Below are 20,600 nucleotides of genomic sequence, written 5' to 3' on the forward strand. Positions count from 1 at the left end.
TTCAGTAATTCTTTGTAACTAGACAAGTATAAGCGATTGCCACGGCATCAGCCTCATCAGAGTTGGTAATTGCCGAAGTACCAAGCAGCAATAACTTAATCATATGCAAAATCTGATCCTTTTCAGCATGACCATAACCTGTGACAGTTTTTTTTATTGTATTGGGTTTAAACTCCCGCATACCCAAGCTGTGCTTACCTATAAGCGACATTATAGCACCTCTTGCATAGCCAAGCTTTAAGGAAGTTACGCTATTAGTATTAACAAACGTTTCTTCAATCGCCGCCATATTCGGCTTATATTCTAATATCACCTTTTCTAGTACGTCATTGATAAAGGCAAGCCTGTTATGCATTTCGTCTTTACTACTTGTTTTGATAACGCCGCTAGCTAAATATTTCAGCTTTGTAGATTCCTTTGCTACTACTGCCCAACCAAGACTCCCAAGTGCCGGATCAATCCCAAGTACTATCATTGTTTTTTTGTATAATGTTATTTTTCTAAACCCGTCATTGCGAGGAAATTACGAAATAATCTCAGGAATTTAGTATTATTTCATGAGATTGCCACGTCGAGGCTTTGCCTCTTTCTTAGCTCATGACGTTTAAACTCCTCATATCTTCATATACTGATAATAATCACGATTATCTTCCCATAGCTCACGTACTTTAACGAATAGAAACAAATGCACGGGGAAGCCAAAAAATTGCTGCATTTGCATACGAGATTTTGCCCCTAGCTCTTTAATTTTTGAGCCGTTTTTACCGAGTATTATAGTTTTATAGCTCTCTCTTGAAACTACTATAATCTGATTAATTTTTACGGATTTATCTTTAAGCTCTTCCCATTTTTCGGTTTGCACAGTTAGCTTATAAGGTAGTTCCTGCTGCAAACCTAAAAATAATTGCTCTCTCGTAATTTCCGCAGCAATAAAACGCATCGGCAAATCGGTTATGTCATCCTCTTCATAAAGCCAAGGAGCTATTTTTGCTTTACTTGTTATATATTCAAGTAGCTTATCAACATTCTCACCTGAAATAGCAGAAATAGGGAAAAGCAAACTATCAGGATAATTTTCAGCTAAAAAAGCTTTAGTGTCGTCTATATATTTCGATTCGACATCTATTTTGTTTAACAAAAATACCGGCACAACATTAAGTGAGCGAAGCTTATTTAAGATATCATGCGTTATGTTATCTAGCGGCTTTAAACTATCAATAATTAACATGACAATATCGGCACTATGCAGGCTAGACCAAGCACATCTAACCATTGCCTTTTCTAAAGTTCCTTTCGGCTCAAATATCCCGGGAGTATCATACAAAATTATTTGCGTATCTTTTAAGGTAATGATACCGGTAATAATCGACCTAGTTGTTTGAACTTTGGGAGTAACTATCGAAAGCTTTTCACCGATTATTCTATTTAGCAAAGTAGACTTGCCGCTATTAGGTCGCCCGATAATACAAACAGAAACTGTTTTTTGTTTAATCATTTTTAAGCCTATGCAATAAACTTCTTGCGGCGTTTTTTTCAGCTTCTTTTATAGAGTGTCCTTTACCTGTTTGCTCATAGCCGTTTATTTTTACTGATACTGTAAAGGTTGATAAGTGAGCTACGCCCTCTCTTTTAATAAGTCGATATATCGGGATATGATGATCTTTGCTTTGTGCCCATTCTTGCAAGGCGGTTTTAGGGTCGTAATCTGTTAAATCTTTGACTTTTATAAATTCTGCCCATAATTTCCCTATAATATTATGAATTGTAGTAATATCACTATCGAGATATATAGCTGCAATTAAAGCTTCCGTAACATTTTCTATATTATTAGGATTATCACGTCCGCCGGCTATTTCTTCGCCATGAGTCATAATAATATAATCTTTTAAACCGAGCTTAGCCCCTACAACACAAATTGTTTCCTTACAAACTAGATATGATCTGATTTTAGCTAAATTTCCTTCGTTATATTCTTTGAAATTATTAAATAAAATTTCTGTGATGACTAAATTTAATACCGCATCACCTAGAAATTCTAATCTCTCATAATCTTTATTAGCCTTATATTCATGATGCTGTCTTAAAGATGGATGACTTAAAGCTTCTGTTAAAAGTGCCTTATTCTTAAAACTATAATCAAGTAATTTTTCTAACTCCTCAAATGACTCCATCAATCCTCTATGCTGTATAGATTTCTAAATATCCTATTAAACCTAATAGACTCTACCCAGGGCTTTAACTTTAATATTAGATTAATAACCCCTATATCACTATCCCACCATGTTATTTTTGTTGAAAACCAAATAAATTGTGCTTTGGCAATAAAATTCTCAAACGGCACAAAACCTAAATCTATCCTACTATCATTTGACTGATCTCTATTATCTCCTAAAAAGAAATATTCCCCCTCTGGTACATAAAAAGCGTCTGTGTTACCATACTTATCATTAGACATAATTCCTAAAACAGGAGCAAGCTTATAAGAAAAATATGTTTTGCCATTTGGTAGTGTTTCCTTAAATTTTAAATATTTTCTTCCCTCTTCACTAACATAAATTCCTGACTCTATACGCTCTATTTTTTCATCGTTAATATATATTACATCGTCAATTAATTGCACTTTATCCCCAGGTAGCCCTATCAAACGCTTTATATATCTAGTACTCATCTCATGAGGAGGACGAAAAATTATGATATCACCACGCTCTGGAGTGCGAGCAAATATTCGTCCCTTAAATAAATGAATAAAATCAAAAAAAGATAAAGAATAATTACTATATCCATAACTATATTTTGTACCAAAAATCCGATCATTTTCAAGTATAGTAGCTTTCATTGACCCAGTCGGAACAACAAAGGATTCTATTATTAATATTCTAATCATTAGTGCAATAACTACTACAAAAATAAAAGATTTCCATTCTTGGTCAGTTGTTTTAGTATTATTTGATTCAGTATTTGTTTGCATAAAGTTTTTTTAGTTATTTATAAGTTGTCATCCTGCGACTTCTATGTCATTCCGGCGGGAGCGGGAATGATCTAGAAGCTATTGTATTCTGCTTTCAATCTCATCTCTAAAATGCTTTATTAGCCCCTGAATTGGCCAAGCGGCAGCATCACCGAGTGCACAAATAGTATGCCCCTCTATCTCCTTTGTAACTTCAAGAAGCTGATCTATCTCGGATTTTTTGGCATCACCTTTAACGAGCCTCATCATAACACGCCACATCCATCCTGTACCCTCACGGCACGGGGTACACTGCCCGCAAGACTCATGCATATAGAACTTACTAAGACGTGCTATTGCATAAATAATATCAGTAGATTTATCCATAACAATAATCCCGCCAGTACCTAAACTAGAACCTGCTGCTTTTAAGCTATCAAAGTCCATATAGGCAGTTTCGCATAAGGATTTAGGAAGCAAAGGAACGGAAGAGCCACCCGGTATTATAGCTTTGAGGTTATCCCAACCGCCACGAACACCACCCGCATGTTTTTCAATGATTTCTTTTAAAGGAATCCCCATTGCCTCTTCAACATTACAAGGCTTATTAACATGACCCGATATACAAAAAATCTTAGTGCCGGTATTATTAGGTTTACCGATGGATGCAAACCAAGTAGCTCCACGCCTTAAAATAGTTGGTACTACTGCGATAGATTCAACATTATTTATAGTGGTTGGGCAACCATATAACCCGAAGCCTGCCGGAAAAGGCGGTTTTAGTCGTGGCATGCCTTTTTTACCTTCTAAACTTTCAAGCAGTGCGGTTTCTTCGCCGCAAATATAAGCCCCAGCTCCACGATGCAAATAAATATCACAATTAAAGCCTGAACCGCAAGCATTTTTTCCTATCAAACCATCTTTGTATGCTTCATCTAAAGCACGCTGAATATTGGAAGCTTCGTTGTAAAACTCCCCTCTAATATAGATATAACAGCTATTTGCTCCTATGGCAAAACTGGCGAGCAAACACCCCTCTATTAACTTATGCGGTTCATATCTTAATATATCTCGATCTTTGCAAGTACCTGGTTCAGATTCATCAGCGTTAACCACTAAATAAGATGGCTTTTTTGATTCTTTGGGCATAAAAGACCATTTAGTACCGGTAGAAAATCCTGCACCTCCTCGCCCTCTAAGCCCTGATTTCTTAACCTCTTCAATAATCCATTCTTTGCCCTTATTAAGCAAAGCTTTAGTATTATACCAATCACCACGCTTCTTGCTAGATTTCAAATCATGGCTCTGTTCGCCGTGTAAATTGGTAAAAATTCTATCTTCTTTTTTCAGCATAAATTACTCTTGTTTTGTCATTGCGAGGAGTGGCAAAGCCTTATTATGTCATATCGTGGGCATGGATCGAAAAACATCCTCATTGTCATCCCGTGGCTTGACCACGGGATCCAGTAATAAGGGGTACATCCTCGTAATGACAATATTTTTTATATTTTCTTCTCAAATTTTCTATTAGCAAATATCGTAAGTATTGGAGCAGAAATAAAAATTGATGAATAAGTACCCGCTATTATTCCAAAAAATACAAGTACGCTAAAACTACGAATCGCTTCACCACCAAAAAGAACAAGTGCCAAATTAGCAAGCAAAGTAGTTACTACTGTTAAAATTGTTCGCGATAAAGTCTCATTGATACTTAGATTTATAATTTCTGTTATGCCTTTTTTATGATATTTACGTAAGTTTTCCCTAATCCTATCATATATTACTACCGAATCATTAACAGAATATCCTATGATAGTTAACACTGCCGCAATAGTACTTAAGTTAAAATCTAGCTTTGTTATACTCATAAATCCGAGTGCTAATATAACATCATGCACTAAAGCTATAAGTATACCAAGCCCGAAATACCATTCAAAACGCACCCAAATATAAACCATAATTGCCGCAAACGAAAATAGCATTGCCATAGTCCCTGCCTCAATTAATTGCCTACCGACCTGCGGACCAACGAAATCCACTTTTCGATATTCAAAATTATAAGGAAAATTATTTTTAAGAGTTGATTTAATTAGTTCAATATTTTTCATTAAATTATCTTCGCTACTACTACCGAATCTGATCGATAAATCACGCTCACTACCGAAATTTTGTAGCACTACCTCACCAATTCCAAGCTCGCCTAAAACTTGACGCATTTTTGGTAAATCTGGCGTTTGGTCAAGCCTTACTTCTATAACTATACCTCCGGCAAAATCAATACCGAAATTAAATTTGTACATACCAATCCAAATAAAGCTAATGAGTGATAAAATAATTGAGAAAGTGTAACTGACTTTTTTAAAATTCATAAAATCAAAATCGATTTTATTAGGCAAAAGCCTCAAAGGATAAATTTGCATTATTATTATTTTATTGAATGTAAAGTGTATTTGTATTATATAGTAAATTCAAAAAGGTTAAATAATTTTTTATGTCTGAAGTAGTAGTAAAAGAACAATTAGAGCAATATTTAAGCAAAATAGAAAGATTAGAGCAAGAAAAAGCTGACCTATCTGAAGAAATTAAGGATATTTTTCAAGATGCTTCTTCGCACGGATTTGATGTTAAGGCAATGAAAACTGTTTTAAAGCTGAAAAAACTTGATAAAGATAAGCTAGCTGAGCAGGATGCTATGCTTGAGCTATATAGAGATACTTTAGGAATATAAGTATACTCGTTTTATTTGAAAATTGGCTTACGTCATCTTTTCATTTGTGAGAAATAACCACTATAGTAAAATTACTTCTCAAAAGAACAAAACGATCTATTACTACCCTGCTCAAGGAAATCAATAATTTGCATTACTATAGAATTATTTTTATATTTTTCTTGAGCTTGCTTAATTCTATCAGTGAAATTACCCTCACCTAAAAAGATTTCCTGAACTACTTTTAAAGCATTTAAAGACTCTGCTTTATCAAACCCTTTCCTATTCATTCCAACTAAGTTTAGCCCCTCAAGTACTGCACGTTTGCTGCTTGCAAGACCAAAAGGTATTACATCCGCTCCAACCGGTGATAAACCGCCAATCATTGAATGCTTTCCAATTCTTGCATATTGATGCACCGCAGATAAGCCACCAATTATAACATAGTCTTCTACTTCTATATGTCCCGCTAAGCTTACATAATTAGCAAATACTACATTATTACCGATTTTACAATCATGACCGATATGAACACCAACCATAAATAAATTATTATTTCCTATGCTTGTAATCATTCCGCCACCTTGGCTTCCTGCCTGCACTGTAACATATTCTCTAATAGTATTGTTAGAACCGATTATCGTATTTGACCGCTCATTATTATATTTTAAGATTTGCGGAGGTTGACCAATAGACGCAAACGGATAAATTACTGTGCTTTCGCCAATTTCAGTAATCCCCTCAATAACTACGTGAGACTTTAGCTCTACATTATCATGCAGTACTACTTCTGGACCAACAATACAATATGGACCAACTTTTACGTTCTTACCAAGCTTTGCACTTTCGGCAATTATGCTAGTTGGGTGTATATTAGAATTTGACACTACTAATACCCTTAAGATTTATCTTTGATCATTGCGGTAAATTTACTTTCCGCTGCCATTTCACCATCAACTTTAACTGTGCTTGAAAACTTCCAAACATTAGCCCTCTGCTGATCAATAGTAGCATGAATGTGCATTGTATCCCCTGGCTGGACAACTTTACGAAATTTTGAGTTTTCGATAGCCATTAAAAATACTTCTTTATTTTTAGTAGAGCCGAGAGATTTAGCAACTAATATAGCTGCAAGCTGTGCCATAGCCTCAACCATTAAAACCCCAGGCATAACAGGTCTTGCCGGAAAATGCCCTGTAAATTGCGGCTCATTAACAGTAACATTTTTAATACCAGTTATTGATTTATTAGGGTCAATTTCAACTACTTTATCCACTAATAAAAAGGGATAACGATGAGGTATCAAATCCATAATTTCGGTAATATCGATAGTCATTTATTTAGATCTCTTATTTATTAATTGTTTCATAATAATAGATTGCCTATGCCAATCCATAACAGGTACAGCTGGACTACCGCCAACAATCTTACCCGCTTCTATATTTTGTGCTACACCACCTTGTGCTGCTACCTGAGCTCCATCACCTATATTTAGATGTCCGGCGACTCCCACTTGTCCCCCAAGAGCACAATATTTACCAATTACACTACTTCCAGCTATTCCCGCTTGTGCTACAATAATAGAGCCTTTACCTATTTTAACGCTATGCCCGATCTGCACTAAATTATCTATACGGCATAAATCTTCTATAATAGTGTCTTGCAGCGATCCCCTATCGATAGTAGTGTTAGCACCGATTTCAACATTATTACCGATTTTAACAATTCCAGTATGAAATATTTTATGATGCATACCTTTTTCAGTAGAAAAGCCGAATCCGTCTTGTCCGATTCTTGCTCCTGAAAGGATTACAGCGTCATCTCCTATAACAGAATAATTTATTGATACATTAGATTCAATTCTAGCATTTCTGCCGATAATCACCCCAATGCCTATAAAACTGCCTGCTTCTATTATGCTATTATCGCCTATAACAACATTATCCTCAATAACTGCATTATGACCTATATAACAATTTTTACCTATAGTTGCTGAATCTGCAATATAAGCTGATTTCATTATTTTAGTAGAATACGATTTTACTGGAGCATAGAAAAAATCTATTAGCTTGCCGTAAGCAAAATATGAATTCTTAGCACGCAGTAAGACAGTATTGGGATTTGCTTCTCCAGTAAAGTCTTTTGGCACGATACAAGCTACAGCTTTAGTATTTTTTAAAAACCGAGAATATTTAATATTGCTCAAAAAGCTAATATCATTAGAAGAAGCTTCTTGTAAAATTTTAATATCATGAATAGCTGCATCTTCATGAATTTTAGGAGCTTCTATAAAATCTTGTAGGAAATCTGCAATTGCCGTTAGCTTTCTTGGTCCCAGATTCCTATAAAAATTACTATTTACCATGCAGAATTTTAGCGGATTTAATTTGTCCCGTAAAGTATATAAGTGATAGCTTTATTATGCAACAACATTTGCAAGAAGAATAATTATTTAAGGGATAACTTATTAGATAAAGCTTTGTCTGCGTAGATTAAAAAGCACGCTTGATGTCATCTAGTTGCTTGTACCTATGTTATTCATGAGTTACGTGTCATTCCTGCGAAAGCAGGAATCTAGTATAAAGCGAGATAACCTAAGCTTTTAATTTTAAAAATTTGCTGTATTTATGCTTTTTTTTCCTGGATTTCTGCTTTTAGCTAAGAATGACATCAGAACCACGCGGGCAATGCCTCCCGTGGCTTGACCACGGGATTTAGAAAAAAGCGAGATGAATCGAGCTTTATTATATGTATTTTTTATTACTGGATCCCGTGGACAAGCAACTAGATAACACCGAAGATGTTTTTCGACCTACGCAACTATCAATCCATTAAACAAGACTTATAAAATCAGATTGACTTATTTAAAGTTTTGCTTAGAATCATTTTGGAGCAGCTAAGGCTGTTTCGGGGCTTGACATCCCTTAACTAACAAGTGGCTTCATCTACCAATGATACTCCTCGCAGCAGAGCTACGAGGTATCTATCCAAAAAGTTTTAACTGTTTTTGTTGAAATGCTTTATAAGAAGGTTTGCCTGAACCTTGATTTTTTACATAATTACGTAATTTCCGCTCATCACCATGTTTACATACTGTGCTCATAAAATATCCTTTACTCCAAAACTCACTTCCCCATAATTTTTCTTTAAGATTTGGATATTTCTTAAACATTTCCTTAGATGTAATACTTTTTATGATTTGAGTTATTTTTGTTGGGCTATACATTGGTATTGACTGTAGTAAAAAATGTACATGTTCTTTATCTACTCCTATTTCCAAAAATCTAATTTCATAACGAGCTTCTATGTCCTCACAAATTTTACATAAATAATCGTCTAGTTCCTCTTTGAATATTACTCTTCTATACTTTGCCGGTGTTACTAAATGATATATTAGTACTGTGACATTATCACTTTTATGTATATAACTGCTTTCTTCCATGCATCTAGTATATCACGAAGCAGACCTTCGGGGAATTAAACCCTAAGAGATTAATTCTTTTAGTTTATTATCTATGCTCATACTATTTAATATTATATCGAGATTATTAATATAAATTATTGAAGTTTTTTAATAAAGTTAAAGTATAGTTTTTAATAGTAATTTATTCTTATAAATAGGAGAAAAGTTGCTTTTATGCTTAAGTACTATTATAGTCTTGTATGATTTAATTCAAAACTTACGCTATGAGTGGAAGAGTGATAAATTATTGTAAGAATAATTAAACATGTCAAAGAGGAACAGATTGCAAGCAATACCAATTAATAGAACAGATTACTGTCAATTTTTAACAATTAGCCAAAAGAATTATAGTTTAACCTACTACGCTGAACATGCCAAGAAATGTAGCCATGATGTTATTAATAGATTTTTAGAAAATGAAAAATATACTCCTTCTTTGTTATGGGAACACATTAAGAATGATGTTATCTTTTCATCTAACGGATATACAATATTTGATGATACGGTGTTAAACAAAAGGAACACAAAGAAAATAGAGGTTGCTAGATCGCAGTATAGTGGAGCTACAGGTGGAGTTACTACCGGTATAGGAGTAGTGAGTCTTGTATATTATAACCCCGATATTGATAAGTTTTGGGTAATAGATTATCGCATTTTTTCACCTGATCATGATGGAGCGACGAAACTAGATCACCTACTAAAGATGTTCAATAATGCTGTTTATAGTAAAAAGATTCCTTTTCAAACTGTACTTTTTGACACATGGTATGCTACACACAAAATTATGCAACATGTTGACTCCTTGGGCAAATATTATTATGCCCCTATTAAAGCCAATAGAAATGTTAGTAAAACGTGTGATTACGAGCCTTATAAAGCTGTTAGCAAGTTGATGTTTTTAGATGAAGAAATTAAGAATGGAATGGAGATTCATATAAAAGGATTTGCCAAAAATAAGCATGTTAATTTGTTTAAATTTACTGTTTCTACCAACAGAGTTGATTATGTTGTTACCAATAACAAAACTCAAAAATCTTCTAAAGCTGCACAAGATGAGTTTGGCTTGCGATGGGTAATTGAGAGCATGCATAGAAAAATTAAGCAACTGACTGGTATAGAACGTTGCCAATGCAGAAAACAGCGTATCCAACGTAATCACATTAGTTGTGCATTTCTAGTTTGGGCTTTTCTCAAAAGAACTGCAAATAAAATAGGTAAAACGGTCTACCAAATAAAGTTAGGGCTTTTAGATGACTATATGCAACAACAGCTTCGTTCTCCATCTTTACGATATTTAGAACCAAACATAGCGTAAGTTTTGCTAGATATAAAAGCCTTAAAAAGTAATGAAAATTACTTCTGGTCTTATAAAATCAACTACTTTAAAAAATTGATTAATTGGTAGTGATTATTCTATGGAATAGAAATAATTTAATTGAATAATACTTTTCCTTACTTTATTATATTAAGTAAGAATTTATATTTGAAGTAAGGTAATTATGAAAAATTATTATTCTACACTTACTAGTAAGGGGCAGTTAACTATACCAATTTTTATAAAAGAACAGCTAAATTTAACCTCAGGTATTAAACTTGAGTTTATTATCCAAGATAATTACATAACTCTTGTCCCGATTAATAATTCAGTAAGCAAGTTAAAAGGTATTTTGCCTAAGCCTAAAAAGCTATAAATTGTGATGAAATGAATGAAATTATTAGAGATCGATATGATAGGAGTGGATACTAATATTTTAGTCAGATATTTAACGCAAGATGATGAAAAGCAGGCAAATATAGTAAATTAACATAGCCCAATATGAGCATCAAACAGGATCAATATTTATTAATAATATAGTAATCTGTGAACTTATTTGGGTTTTAGAAAGAGTCTATAAAATTGTAATAGTTGAGATTTTATCTTACATTTAGTAAAATAAATTAATTATTAAATGGAGATAAGAAATGAACTTAAATCAAAAAATAATAAAGCCAAAATTAGGATTACTAGAACTCGCTAAGAGTCTTGGTAGCATATCATCAGCATGTAAAGCGATGGGCTATAGCAGAGATAGTTATTACAGATTTAAAGAACTGTATGAAACTGGTGGTGAAGAAGCGTTGTATGAGATTAGCCGGAAGAAGCCAATAATAGCGAATAGAGTTGATCCAGAGATAGAGAAGGCAGTAATGGATATGGCAATAGAATATCCAGCATATGGACAGATTCGAGTCTCAACCACTACCGGCTGAGAGCCGGTAGGTTGATGATAGGCACTAGAAGTGCCGTAGAGTTTAAGCTAAAGCTTATTCCAATCTAATGTTAGAAATAGAAGTTGGTTTATGAGCTTCTGTATGGTTATTTATATACTCATTAATTACTTCATCTGTGATATGACCACTTGTTGTACTAAAATAACCTCTTCCCCAAAAATGCTTCCCCCAATATCTCTTTTTTAATTCTGGGAATTCTTGTTGTATTCTACGTGAAGTTCTACCTTTTGCTCTTTGTACAAATTCACTTACTGCTATATTAGGAGGTATCGATACTAAAATATGTACATGATCAGATGATATCACCCCATTTACTATCCTAATATTCATTTCCTCTGAAACTTGAGCTATGATTTCCCTAATCCTTTCTTTGATAACTTGGGTTAATACTTTATAACGGTATTTTGTTATCCATACTATGTGATACCTGTGATAATATACCGTATGTTTCCCTTTTTCATATTCTGTCATAGTCATCCTATAAAATAAGTCCTACTTACTTATTTTATATAAGACGACTATGACTTATTCAAACTAAAGTTTCTCCACCTGAAGGTGGAGGTTTGAACCATCAGCTGGATAATCAAATGAGCTTAAGAAGAGCGGTATACTTGTATCACCTGTCATTGCTAAAGTAAAAGGGACCAGTAAATTGCACGAAAAAGGGACCAGAGAATTTGGTGTAACCTAATAAGGTTATAATGTGCAATATTCACTAGATAATTAATTAAAATAAATATCTAGTGATACAATGATAAGAATAAATATGTACACAACAATTATCACCCTTTATAAGCAAGGCAATAGTCAAAGAAATATTGCCAAACTAACGAGAATAGACCGTAAAACAGTAAGAAAAATAGTAAACCGTTATGTAGAGTCTGGTACAGAATCTCCTGCACCCTATGAACGATCTTCAGCACTGGATTCTTGGCACGAACAAATAATTGAGTTATTAGAAAAGAATCTAAGTTACATAAGAATTTTTGAAGAGTTAAAAATTCAAGGTTATACAAAAAGTTATGGTTCGCTAACCCGTTATATCAAAAAATATAAGATACAAAATAACAGTTGCATTCGTTTTCATACTTTAGCAGGAGAGGAAGCACAAGTAGATTTTGGTGACATAGGCTTACAGTATAATTCTAAGGGGCGTAGAGTTAAAGCATATGTATTTAATATGCGTTTAAGTTATAGTCGCCTTGATTATTATGAAGTAGTGTTTGATCAAAGTTGTCAAACATGGATACAATGTCATATCAATGCATTTAATTATTTTGCTGGCAGTCCAAAAGTAATAAAACTTGATAATCTTAAAGCTGGAGTGGTAGATAGCAATTTCTATGAGCCCGTATATCAGAAGGAATACAAACGTTTAGCTGATCATTATGGAATTTTACTTTCTCCTTGTCGTGTATATCAACCTCAAGAAAAAGGCAAAGTAGAATCAGGAATAAAGTATGTCAAAAATAATTTTTTTGCTGGACGTAAATTTCATAGATATGAAGAATTAACACATGATCTTGCTAACTGGTTAAATAAAGCAAATAACCGAATACATGGTACTACTAAAAAAATTCCTCAGGAACTATTTGAGCAAGAAGAAAGTAATAATTTAATGCCTTTACCATTAGAAACGTTTGATTTGTCATCGTGGCATAATCGAAAAGTAGCAAAAGATTGTCATATCACCATAGATAATAATTATTATTCCGTACCGGCAAAATATATATACAGTGAGGTACTGGTACAATTATCACCAAAACTTGTTCAAATATTTTCTATCCAAAATGATTTAATAGCAAGGCACGTTAGAACAGATGGCAAAGGAATATTTACCACTAATCCGTCTCATTATGCCAAATATAAACGTCTATGCCCAGGTTTTATAGAATATAGTGAACATTATCAACAACAAATGCAGCAGATAGGAAATAATTGCAGTTTATTATTAGAGTTATTACAACAAACACGAGTAAATGATTGGCAACGTTGTGCTAGAGGTATTATTTCTTTACGTAAGGTTTACAATGATGAGTTAATAGATAAAGCTTGTCATAGAGCATTACATTACGGTATAAGTTCTTACTCTAAAATTAAAAATATCTTAAATAGTAATGCAGTAAACTTACCATTGCCAGAGTTTGGAGGTCAGAATGCAGAACTTGCTTAATGACCTACGTAGTTTTAGATTATCAGGTATAGTCAATAGCTTAAATGAAAGGATTATTTATGCTCAAAATAATAAACTAGGATTTAAAGAATTTCTCTCACTATTATGTGAAGATGAAAAATCTCACCGTAAGGATAATAATTACCGTCGTCGTAAAAGTGCTGCTAAATTACCAGTCACTAAAAATTTAGAAGACTTTGATTTTCAGTTCCAACCAAGTATTGATGCCAAAGTAATAAGTGATTTATCTACTTGTGATTATATTAATACTAAGGGCAATGTCATATTCATAGGTAATTCTGGAACTGGCAAAACTCATCTTGCTATTGGATTAGCATTAAAAGCTTTAACACGAGAATACTCTGTATATTTTACTACGGTATCGGATATGCTTTATAATTTACATATTGCAAGAGCAGATAATAGCTATCACAAAAAAGTTAAATTACTCTTATCATTTGACTTATTAATTCTTGATGAGTTAGGTTTTAAGCAATTACCAAAACATTCAGTAGATGATTTTTTTAATATTATTGCTAAACGATATGAAAATAAATCTACCATTATTACCACAAACAAGGATTTTGAAAGATGGAATGAAATATTTGCTGATGAGTTATTAACTCATGCAATTATTGATCGAGTAGTACATCATGCACATATACTAAACATCACAGGTAAAAGTTATCGTATTAATAACTATAAATTTGGAGGTCATTTGACATAAAAATTTTTACATATAGTGGTCCCTTTTTCGTGCAATTTACTGGTCCCTTTTTATTTGACAATGACACTATAGCTTACTAATTGAAAATCTCTTTGATGATAAATCCATATTTGCTTCAGATAATAATTCTTAAAACAATCATAAGATGACTGCCAGTAGCCTATTATAATTGTTATTACCTCACTTCTGTTAAGTCGACTTTTAGGACCAGATTTGTTGTTATGGTTAGTAATTGAATTTGTATGCTTGTCTAATTCTTGAAAAAAATCATCGACGTAACAAAATATTTCTGTAAAATCCATTATCATAGGTTATTGCTCTTAAAGTTTTTTCAATAACCTATAAACTTTTTTCTTATACTATAAATACCATATTTTAATTAGCAATTTGTATTTTGTACTCACTTTATAACAAAAACAGTATTATCAATATCCCCGTAACCCACTGTTTATCAGCTATACAGCGACTTTTTGAATACGAAACTCGCGTTAAAATAAGAGGAAAGGAGGTAATAAATATTTTAAAAAAGAAATTCTGTTTAATATAGAGATAAATGTTATTCAATAGTGTAGTAATTTAATAGAGATTTGTTTACAGAGTTAGAATTTTTATTAATAAATTTCTTTAAGCCATTAAAGTTGTTAAAACCACTAATCGTTTTAAATTAAAACATATGGCATTCATAAATTCGGAGAATTGATTTTTGGCAATTCCTATATATCTAACCCGCTTATTATCTTTTGAAAATACCATCTCGAAAGGTGCTCTGATTTTCGTATAATATTTATCAAGGTCAAAATTCTTATCTTTCATATTATTTTTCTTTATTGCACAAAGATGGACTCCCTTTTTAGCTGCTGCATTCTTGGTAGAGATTGTACAATAACCTTTATCAACATATGTAGCACCAGAACTTGGCATAACATGCTTAAAACCTTTGCTATCGGTAACATTTGCAGGGGTAACTGCAACCTTATTGATCATGCCTGATTGAATATCAACACTCACATGTTTTTTATAACCATACCAAAATTTATTCCCTCCCTTACAGCCAATTTTGGCTTGTTTATCCTTTGCAACCTTAGGCAAAGTCTCATTATTCAATTTATCATATTTTTGTGCTCTTAGTTTATCACGTTCCTCCCAGAGATTAGCTTTTGAGATTAAATGAGAAGCATCTACAAAGGTAAATACTTCACCCATATAGCCTTGTACTCGTAGTTGATCGCGGAATTTTGTAAATATTTTTGATAGTAAATTAGTACCTATTTTTTTACGTATTTTACTAAATACACTATAATCAGGTGTCTTTTCTGTAAGAGCAAAATTACAAAACCATTTCGCCGCTGTGCTATCAGCTAAATAACGTTCTAATTCCCGATCAGATAAGTCTTCCATAAATTGTAGCAGCAAACATTTAAACAGCCTCTCTATACCATATCCTTTATAATTAGCTTCGCATTCTAATGCTAATAACTCAGCTTCAACTGCTTTGAATTTGAATAAACTTTTGAATTTACGATATTGATGATCCGCATTTACTAACTCATCTAAACTTACCATTAGCATTTGATACTCTGACATATAAACATATTTTTTATTTTTTTATTATACCTGCTACCCTCTCATCTCGCAACAGTCCCATAATCATATTTTCAAAACTTACGCTATGTTTGGTTCTAAATATCGTAAAGATGGAGAACGAAGCTGTTGTTGCATATAGTCATCTAAAAGCCCTAACTTTATTTGGTAGACCGTTTTACCTATTTTATTTGCAGTTCTTTTGAGAAAAGCCCAAACTAGAAATGCACAACTAATGTGATTACGTTGGATACGCTGTTTTCTGCATTGGCAACGTTCTATACCAGTCAGTTGCTTAATTTTTCTATGCATGCTCTCAATTACCCATCGCAAGCCAAACTCATCTTGTGCAGCTTTAGAAGATTTTTGAGTTTTGTTATTGGTAACAACATAATCAACTCTGTTGGTAGAAACAGTAAATTTAAACAAATTAACATGCTTATTTTTGGCAAATCCTTTTATATGAATCTCCATTCCATTCTTAATTTCTTCATCTAAAAACATCAACTTGCTAACAGCTTTATAAGGCTCGTAATCACACGTTTTACTAACATTTCTATTGGCTTTAATAGGGGCATAATAATATTTGCCCAAGGAGTCAACATGTTGCATAATTTTGTGTGTAGCATACCATGTGTCAAAAAGTACAGTTTGAAAAGGAATCTTTTTACTATAAACAGCATTATTGAACATCTTTAGTAGGTGATCTAGTTTCGTCGCTCCATCATGATCAGGTGAAAAAATGCGATAATCTATTACCCAAAACTTATCAATATCGGGGTTATAATATACAAGACTCACTACTCCTATACCGGTAGTAACTCCACCTGTAGCTCCACTATACTGCGATCTAGCAACCTCTATTTTCTTTGTATTCCTTTTGTTTAACACCGTATCATCAAATATTGTATATCCGTTAGATGAAAAGATAACATCATTCTTAATGTGTTCCCATAACAAAGAAGGAGTATATTTTTCATTTTCTAAAAATCTATTAATAACATCATGGCTACATTTCTTGGCATGTTCAGCGTAGTAGGTTAAACTATAATTCTTTTGGCTAATTGTTAAAAATTGACAGTAATCTGTTCTATTAATTGGTATTGCTTGCAATCTGTTCCTCTTTGACATGTTTAATTATTCTTACAATAATTTATCACTCTTCCACTCATAGCGTAAGTTTTGTTTTTTATAAAACTTATTAAATGTAACTTCTATATTTTGTTCTTGCTCTGTTATCCCTGCTGCTCCATGATCAATTTTAGCAACAATACAAAACTTACGCTATGTTATCTCAAATGTAACTAAACAGCTTGACTGGAAGCTGTTTATTCATATTAGAGGATTTTAGTTAACCACCCTGCATTGCAAATGCAGGGCTTAAGATTACGGCATCAATGCCTTAGCTATAGCTAGTTTTCAACTTGAAAGTTTCCAAACTTATCATCTCTCGATTCATGTTTATCAATATAATCCTTGATCATTTCGTCAGTAACATTACCTGTTGTTCTGACAAAATATCCAACAGCCCATAAGTGTTTACCCCAATACTGTCTCCTTAATTCTGGAAATGCTTGCTGAATCTTCCTTGAACTCTTTCCTTTTAAATACTGTACTACCTTACTAATACTTTGATAAGGTGGCACAGATACATAGATATGTACATGATTTGAAGCTATCTTCCCTCTTAATATCTCTACACCATTATCCTTACATATCTCTTGGATTAGGTCCTTGACTCTCCTACCAATATCACCAACCAATATATTATATCGATATTTGGTCACCCATACTATATGATAAGTGCAATCGTACACTGTATGGCTTATCTTTTTGTAATACTGCATCACCACATTCTATATGTTAAAACGACGCACTGCAAGTGCGGGGTTTTTCTCCCAAATTTGGGACAATAAAACCCCAGTATTAAACCATTTATCATAAAACATAGCGTAAGTTTTGAATATTTTTTGTTATACCATTTTCTTGCTTAGTTATTATTCCTAAATTACCTGGATTTAAATCACTATCCCCACAATATAAAGAAGTGACAACAGCCTTTTCTAGCCCTTCTATAATTATTTCACCATTATGGGACTGTTGCGAGATGAGAGGGTAGCAGGTATAATAAAAAAATAAAAAATATGTTTATATGTCAGAGTATCAAATGCTAATGGTAAGTTTAGATGAGTTAGTAAATGCGGATCATCAATATCGTAAATTCAAAAGTTTATTCAAATTCAAAGCAGTTGAAGCTGAGTTATTAGCATTAGAATGCGAAGCTAATTATAAAGGATATGGTATAGAGAGGCTGTTTAAATGTTTGCTGCTACAATTTATGGAAGACTTATCTGATCGGGAATTAGAACGTTATTTAGCTGATAGCACAGCGGCGAAATGGTTTTGTAATTTTGCTCTTACAGAAAAGACACCTGATTATAGTGTATTTAGTAAAATACGTAAAAAAATAGGTACTAATTTACTATCAAAAATATTTACAAAATTCCGCGATCAACTACGAGTACAAGGCTATATGGGTGAAGTATTTACCTTTGTAGATGCTTCTCATTTAATCTCAAAAGCTAATCTCTGGGAGGAACGTGATAAACTAAGAGCACAAAAATATGATAATTTGTAGATGCTTCTCATTTAATCTCAAAAGCTAATCTCTGGGAGGAACGTGATAAACTAAGAGCACAAAAATATGATAATTTGTAGATGCTTCTCATTTAATCTCAAAAGCTAATCTCTGGGAGGAACGTGATAAACTAAGAGCACAAAAATATGATAAATTGAATAATGAGACTTTGCCTAAGGTTGCAAAGGATAAACAAGCCAAAATTGGCTGTAAGGGAGGGAATAAATTTTGGTATGGTTATAAAAAACATGTGAGTGTTGATATTCAATCAGGCATGATCAATAAGGTTGCAGTTACCCCTGCAAATGTTACCGATAGCAAAGGTTTTAAGCATGTTATGCCAAGTTCTGGTGCTACATATGTTGATAAAGGTTATTGTACAATCTCTACCAAGAATGCAGCAGCTAAAAAGGGAGTCCATCTTTGTGCAATAAAGAAAAATAATATGAAAGATAAGAATTTTGACCTTGATAAATATTATACGAAAATCAGAGCACCTTTCGAGATGGTATTTTCAAAAGATAATAAGCGGGTTAGATATATAGGAATTGCCAAAAATCAATTCTCCGAATTTATGAATGCCATATGTTTTAATTTAAAACGATTAGTGGTTTTAACAACTTTAATGGCTTAAAGAAATTTATTAATAAAAATTCTAACTCTGTAAACAAATCTCTATTAAATTACTACACTATTGAATAACATTTATCTCTATATTAAACAGAATTTCTTTTTTAAAATATTTATTACCTCCTTTCCTCTTATTTTACTATCAAAAATTATCTTTCAACGGCCCCATTATCTAATTTTTGTTGGTTGTCTTTGCAAAATACGTCAATTGGAACAAAATTATCTAAAAACTTTGAAGTCATAAATACTTCATCTTTTTCCTTATCTATTGCTAAACCTATTATAGGAGCTTGGTCTTTTAGTACTGCTTGAACACACCGCCAAAAGTATATTCAATTAAAGCACTACTGCGTTCTATTTTTTCATCATATTCGTCTTGGCGATATTTAGGTCCTTGTTCCTCGATAATTTCTTCGGATTTTATCATAGGTTTAAACATATAAGTACCTTTGCTTGGTCCATCATTTATATGTTTTATAAAACCAGAGTTTACTCCAGAAATTTTTGTATCCTTGCTTTTATTAAATTCTTCTATATCAATAATAGTATTATTTTTTTCTTTCATAATGATACTCCTCGCAGCAGAGCTACGAGGTATCTATCCAAAAAGTTTTAACTGTTTTTGTTGAAATGCTTTATAAGAAGGTTTGCCTGAACCTTGATTTTTTACATAATTACGTAATTTCCGCTCATCACCATGTTTACATACTGTGCTCATAAAATATCCTTTACTCCAAAACTCACTTCCCCATAATTTTTCTTTAAGATTTGGATATTTCTTAAACATTTCCTTAGATGTAATACTTTTTATGATTTGAGTTATTTTTGTTGGGCTATACATTAGTATTGACTGTAGTAAAAAATGTACATGTTCTTTATCTACTCCTATTTCCAAAAATCTAATTTCATAACGAGCCTCTATGTCCTCACAAATTTTACATAAATAATCGTCTAGTTCCTCTTTGAATATTACTCTTCTATACTTTGCCGGTGTTACTAAATGATATATTAGTACTGTGACATTATCACTTTTATGTATATAACTGCTTTCTTCCATGCATCTAGTATATCACGAAGCAGACCTTCGGGGAATTAAACCCTAAGAGATTAACCCCTTAATTTATTATAAGCTATTGAATACTTCTCCTAGAACTTCCATATTTTCTTTTGAATTACCAATTATATGATATAAAAAGGCATCGCTTTCTTGATAAAAACTAACTTCGTAATTACCTTTAAATTCTTTACTTATAGGGTCAACTTCTTTTATTATTATCTTTGCTTCTTTACTATCAGGGCTAATAGATTTGTAAGTTATACTAAAACCTCCTTTTTGTTTTAGTAGGTTGCTTTTTAATAAATCATTATAAAATGTAACTAAGCTTTTGTTTATTTTACCATTTTGAATAAATTGTTTTTGTTTCATAAAAATCTCAATGAATATTTATTTCTTAATTTAAATT

Annotated in this window: 25 protein-coding genes and 1 pseudogene; 8 read left to right on the forward strand and 18 right to left on the reverse strand. The window is 32.6% G+C overall.

From position 1 onward, the window contains the following. Position 1: 1 nt before the first annotated feature. The 6 genes from ruvC to secF all read right to left on the reverse strand — a co-directional run bounded on the left by ruvC (position 2) and on the right by secF (position 5,367). On the reverse strand, positions 2 to 475 hold the full coding sequence (gene ruvC, locus ACOAL3_RS01235; RefSeq protein ID WP_419235179.1) for a crossover junction endodeoxyribonuclease RuvC: 474 nt from the start codon (positions 473 to 475) through the stop codon (positions 2 to 4). 138 nt (positions 476 to 613) lie between these two features. Continuing rightward, the gene (gene era / locus ACOAL3_RS01240) at positions 614 to 1,495 is read right to left on the reverse strand and encodes a GTPase Era (protein WP_395476680.1); all 882 of its coding nucleotides are present in this window, start codon (positions 1,493 to 1,495) and stop codon (positions 614 to 616) included. Beyond that, a complete protein-coding gene (gene rnc, locus ACOAL3_RS01245; RefSeq protein WP_395476681.1) occupies positions 1,488 to 2,171 on the reverse strand; it encodes a ribonuclease III in 684 nt (227 codons plus the stop codon). Before rnc ends, era begins: the two co-directional genes overlap by 8 nt. Next, complete coding sequence (gene lepB, locus ACOAL3_RS01250; protein WP_395476682.1) at positions 2,171 to 2,968, reverse strand: signal peptidase I; 798 nt, start codon at positions 2,966 to 2,968, stop codon at positions 2,171 to 2,173. Before lepB ends, rnc begins: the two co-directional genes overlap by 1 nt. Positions 2,969 to 3,046: 78 nt before the next feature. Next, the gene (nuoF, locus tag ACOAL3_RS01255; protein ID WP_419235180.1) at positions 3,047 to 4,300 is read right to left on the reverse strand and encodes an NADH-quinone oxidoreductase subunit NuoF; all 1,254 of its coding nucleotides are present in this window, start codon (positions 4,298 to 4,300) and stop codon (positions 3,047 to 3,049) included. Positions 4,301 to 4,449: 149 nt separating this feature from the next. After that, entirely contained in the window at positions 4,450 to 5,367 is a 918-nt protein-coding gene (gene secF, locus ACOAL3_RS01260) for a protein translocase subunit SecF (protein ID WP_395476684.1), read from the reverse strand. Positions 5,368 to 5,438: 71 nt separating this feature from the next. On the opposite strand from secF, the gene ACOAL3_RS01265 reads away from it, so the two are divergent. After that, the gene (locus ACOAL3_RS01265; RefSeq protein ID WP_011477844.1) at positions 5,439 to 5,675 is read left to right on the forward strand and encodes a DUF2312 domain-containing protein; all 237 of its coding nucleotides are present in this window, start codon (positions 5,439 to 5,441) and stop codon (positions 5,673 to 5,675) included. 71 nt (positions 5,676 to 5,746) lie between these two features. Here the strand turns inward: ACOAL3_RS01265 and lpxA are convergent, their stop codons facing one another. The 4 genes from lpxA to tnpA (ACOAL3_RS01285) all read right to left on the reverse strand — a co-directional run bounded on the left by lpxA (position 5,747) and on the right by tnpA (ACOAL3_RS01285) (position 9,096). Beyond that, a complete protein-coding gene (gene lpxA / locus ACOAL3_RS01270) occupies positions 5,747 to 6,541 on the reverse strand; it encodes an acyl-ACP--UDP-N-acetylglucosamine O-acyltransferase (protein ID WP_419235181.1) in 795 nt (264 codons plus the stop codon). A gap of 11 nt (positions 6,542 to 6,552) precedes the next feature. Further along, positions 6,553 to 6,990, reverse strand: coding sequence for a 3-hydroxyacyl-ACP dehydratase FabZ (gene fabZ / locus ACOAL3_RS01275; protein ID WP_011477847.1), 438 nt, complete (start codon positions 6,988 to 6,990; stop codon positions 6,553 to 6,555). Further along, a complete protein-coding gene (gene lpxD, locus ACOAL3_RS01280; RefSeq protein ID WP_419235182.1) occupies positions 6,991 to 8,019 on the reverse strand; it encodes a UDP-3-O-(3-hydroxymyristoyl)glucosamine N-acyltransferase in 1,029 nt (342 codons plus the stop codon). 618 nt (positions 8,020 to 8,637) lie between these two features. Then, positions 8,638 to 9,096 carry an IS200/IS605 family transposase gene (gene tnpA / locus ACOAL3_RS01285; protein ID WP_419234605.1) on the reverse strand — a complete coding sequence of 153 codons (459 nt, stop codon included), beginning with the start codon at positions 9,094 to 9,096 and terminating at the stop codon, positions 8,638 to 8,640. Between the two features lie 304 nt (positions 9,097 to 9,400). Between tnpA (ACOAL3_RS01285) and ACOAL3_RS01290 the strand changes: the two genes are divergently transcribed. From ACOAL3_RS01290 to ACOAL3_RS01300, 3 genes and pseudogenes are all read left to right on the forward strand, one after another. Next, complete coding sequence (locus tag ACOAL3_RS01290; RefSeq protein ID WP_473198145.1) at positions 9,401 to 10,432, forward strand: IS701 family transposase; 1,032 nt, start codon at positions 9,401 to 9,403, stop codon at positions 10,430 to 10,432. A gap of 184 nt (positions 10,433 to 10,616) precedes the next feature. Further along, positions 10,617 to 10,808, forward strand: coding sequence for an AbrB/MazE/SpoVT family DNA-binding domain-containing protein (locus tag ACOAL3_RS01295; protein WP_419235184.1), 192 nt, complete (start codon positions 10,617 to 10,619; stop codon positions 10,806 to 10,808). Between the two features lie 271 nt (positions 10,809 to 11,079). Continuing rightward, positions 11,080 to 11,352, forward strand: a pseudogene (locus tag ACOAL3_RS01300) (helix-turn-helix domain-containing protein); the annotation flags it as partial. A gap of 69 nt (positions 11,353 to 11,421) precedes the next feature. Here ACOAL3_RS01300 and tnpA (ACOAL3_RS01305) read toward each other — a convergent pair. After that, positions 11,422 to 11,859: an IS200/IS605 family transposase gene (gene tnpA / locus ACOAL3_RS01305; protein WP_419235588.1), complete on the reverse strand. Its 438-nt coding sequence runs from the start codon at positions 11,857 to 11,859 to the stop codon at positions 11,422 to 11,424. A 295-nt stretch (positions 11,860 to 12,154) separates the two neighbouring features. Between tnpA (ACOAL3_RS01305) and istA the strand changes: the two genes are divergently transcribed. Both istA and istB read left to right on the forward strand, forming a co-directional pair. Next, entirely contained in the window at positions 12,155 to 13,561 is a 1,407-nt protein-coding gene (gene istA / locus ACOAL3_RS01310) for an IS21 family transposase (protein WP_419234561.1), read from the forward strand. After that, on the forward strand, positions 13,545 to 14,288 hold the full coding sequence (istB, locus tag ACOAL3_RS01315) for an IS21-like element helper ATPase IstB (protein ID WP_419234522.1): 744 nt from the start codon (positions 13,545 to 13,547) through the stop codon (positions 14,286 to 14,288). The genes istA and istB overlap by 17 nt, the downstream gene beginning before the upstream one ends. Before the next feature lie 50 nt (positions 14,289 to 14,338). Here the strand turns inward: istB and ACOAL3_RS01320 are convergent, their stop codons facing one another. The 4 genes from ACOAL3_RS01320 to tnpA (ACOAL3_RS01335) all read right to left on the reverse strand — a co-directional run bounded on the left by ACOAL3_RS01320 (position 14,339) and on the right by tnpA (ACOAL3_RS01335) (position 17,716). Then, the gene (locus ACOAL3_RS01320; protein WP_419235185.1) at positions 14,339 to 14,590 is read right to left on the reverse strand and encodes a hypothetical protein; all 252 of its coding nucleotides are present in this window, start codon (positions 14,588 to 14,590) and stop codon (positions 14,339 to 14,341) included. Positions 14,591 to 14,912: 322 nt separating this feature from the next. Further along, positions 14,913 to 15,872, reverse strand: a complete 960-nt coding sequence (locus tag ACOAL3_RS01325) for a transposase (protein WP_419234543.1) — start codon at positions 15,870 to 15,872, stop codon at positions 14,913 to 14,915. 78 nt (positions 15,873 to 15,950) lie between these two features. Next, positions 15,951 to 16,982 (reverse strand): IS701 family transposase, encoded by a 1,032-nt coding sequence (locus tag ACOAL3_RS01330; RefSeq protein WP_473198145.1) that lies wholly within the window; start codon positions 16,980 to 16,982, stop codon positions 15,951 to 15,953. Positions 16,983 to 17,281: 299 nt separating this feature from the next. Next, positions 17,282 to 17,716, reverse strand: coding sequence for an IS200/IS605 family transposase (gene tnpA, locus ACOAL3_RS01335; protein ID WP_419235186.1), 435 nt, complete (start codon positions 17,714 to 17,716; stop codon positions 17,282 to 17,284). A 305-nt stretch (positions 17,717 to 18,021) separates the two neighbouring features. Between tnpA (ACOAL3_RS01335) and ACOAL3_RS01340 the strand changes: the two genes are divergently transcribed. Together ACOAL3_RS01340 and ACOAL3_RS01345 are read left to right on the forward strand one after the other, a co-directional pair. Beyond that, complete coding sequence (locus tag ACOAL3_RS01340; RefSeq protein WP_419234524.1) at positions 18,022 to 18,507, forward strand: transposase; 486 nt, start codon at positions 18,022 to 18,024, stop codon at positions 18,505 to 18,507. A gap of 154 nt (positions 18,508 to 18,661) precedes the next feature. After that, positions 18,662 to 19,141, forward strand: a complete 480-nt coding sequence (locus tag ACOAL3_RS01345; protein ID WP_419234525.1) for a transposase — start codon at positions 18,662 to 18,664, stop codon at positions 19,139 to 19,141. A gap of 294 nt (positions 19,142 to 19,435) precedes the next feature. Here ACOAL3_RS01345 and ACOAL3_RS01350 read toward each other — a convergent pair whose 3' ends face one another. From ACOAL3_RS01350 to ACOAL3_RS01360, 3 genes are all read right to left on the reverse strand, one after another. Continuing rightward, positions 19,436 to 19,702: a hypothetical protein gene (locus ACOAL3_RS01350; RefSeq protein ID WP_395476697.1), complete on the reverse strand. Its 267-nt coding sequence runs from the start codon at positions 19,700 to 19,702 to the stop codon at positions 19,436 to 19,438. 33 nt (positions 19,703 to 19,735) lie between these two features. Beyond that, entirely contained in the window at positions 19,736 to 20,194 is a 459-nt protein-coding gene (tnpA, locus tag ACOAL3_RS01355) for an IS200/IS605 family transposase (protein ID WP_419234946.1), read from the reverse strand. Between the two features lie 66 nt (positions 20,195 to 20,260). Beyond that, the gene (locus ACOAL3_RS01360) at positions 20,261 to 20,563 is read right to left on the reverse strand and encodes a hypothetical protein (RefSeq protein ID WP_419235187.1); all 303 of its coding nucleotides are present in this window, start codon (positions 20,561 to 20,563) and stop codon (positions 20,261 to 20,263) included. Between the last annotated feature and the right edge of the window lie 37 nt (positions 20,564 to 20,600).

The organism is Rickettsia endosymbiont of Nabis limbatus (genome assembly GCF_965196655.1).
Lineage (GTDB): Bacteria > Pseudomonadota > Alphaproteobacteria > Rickettsiales > Rickettsiaceae > Rickettsia.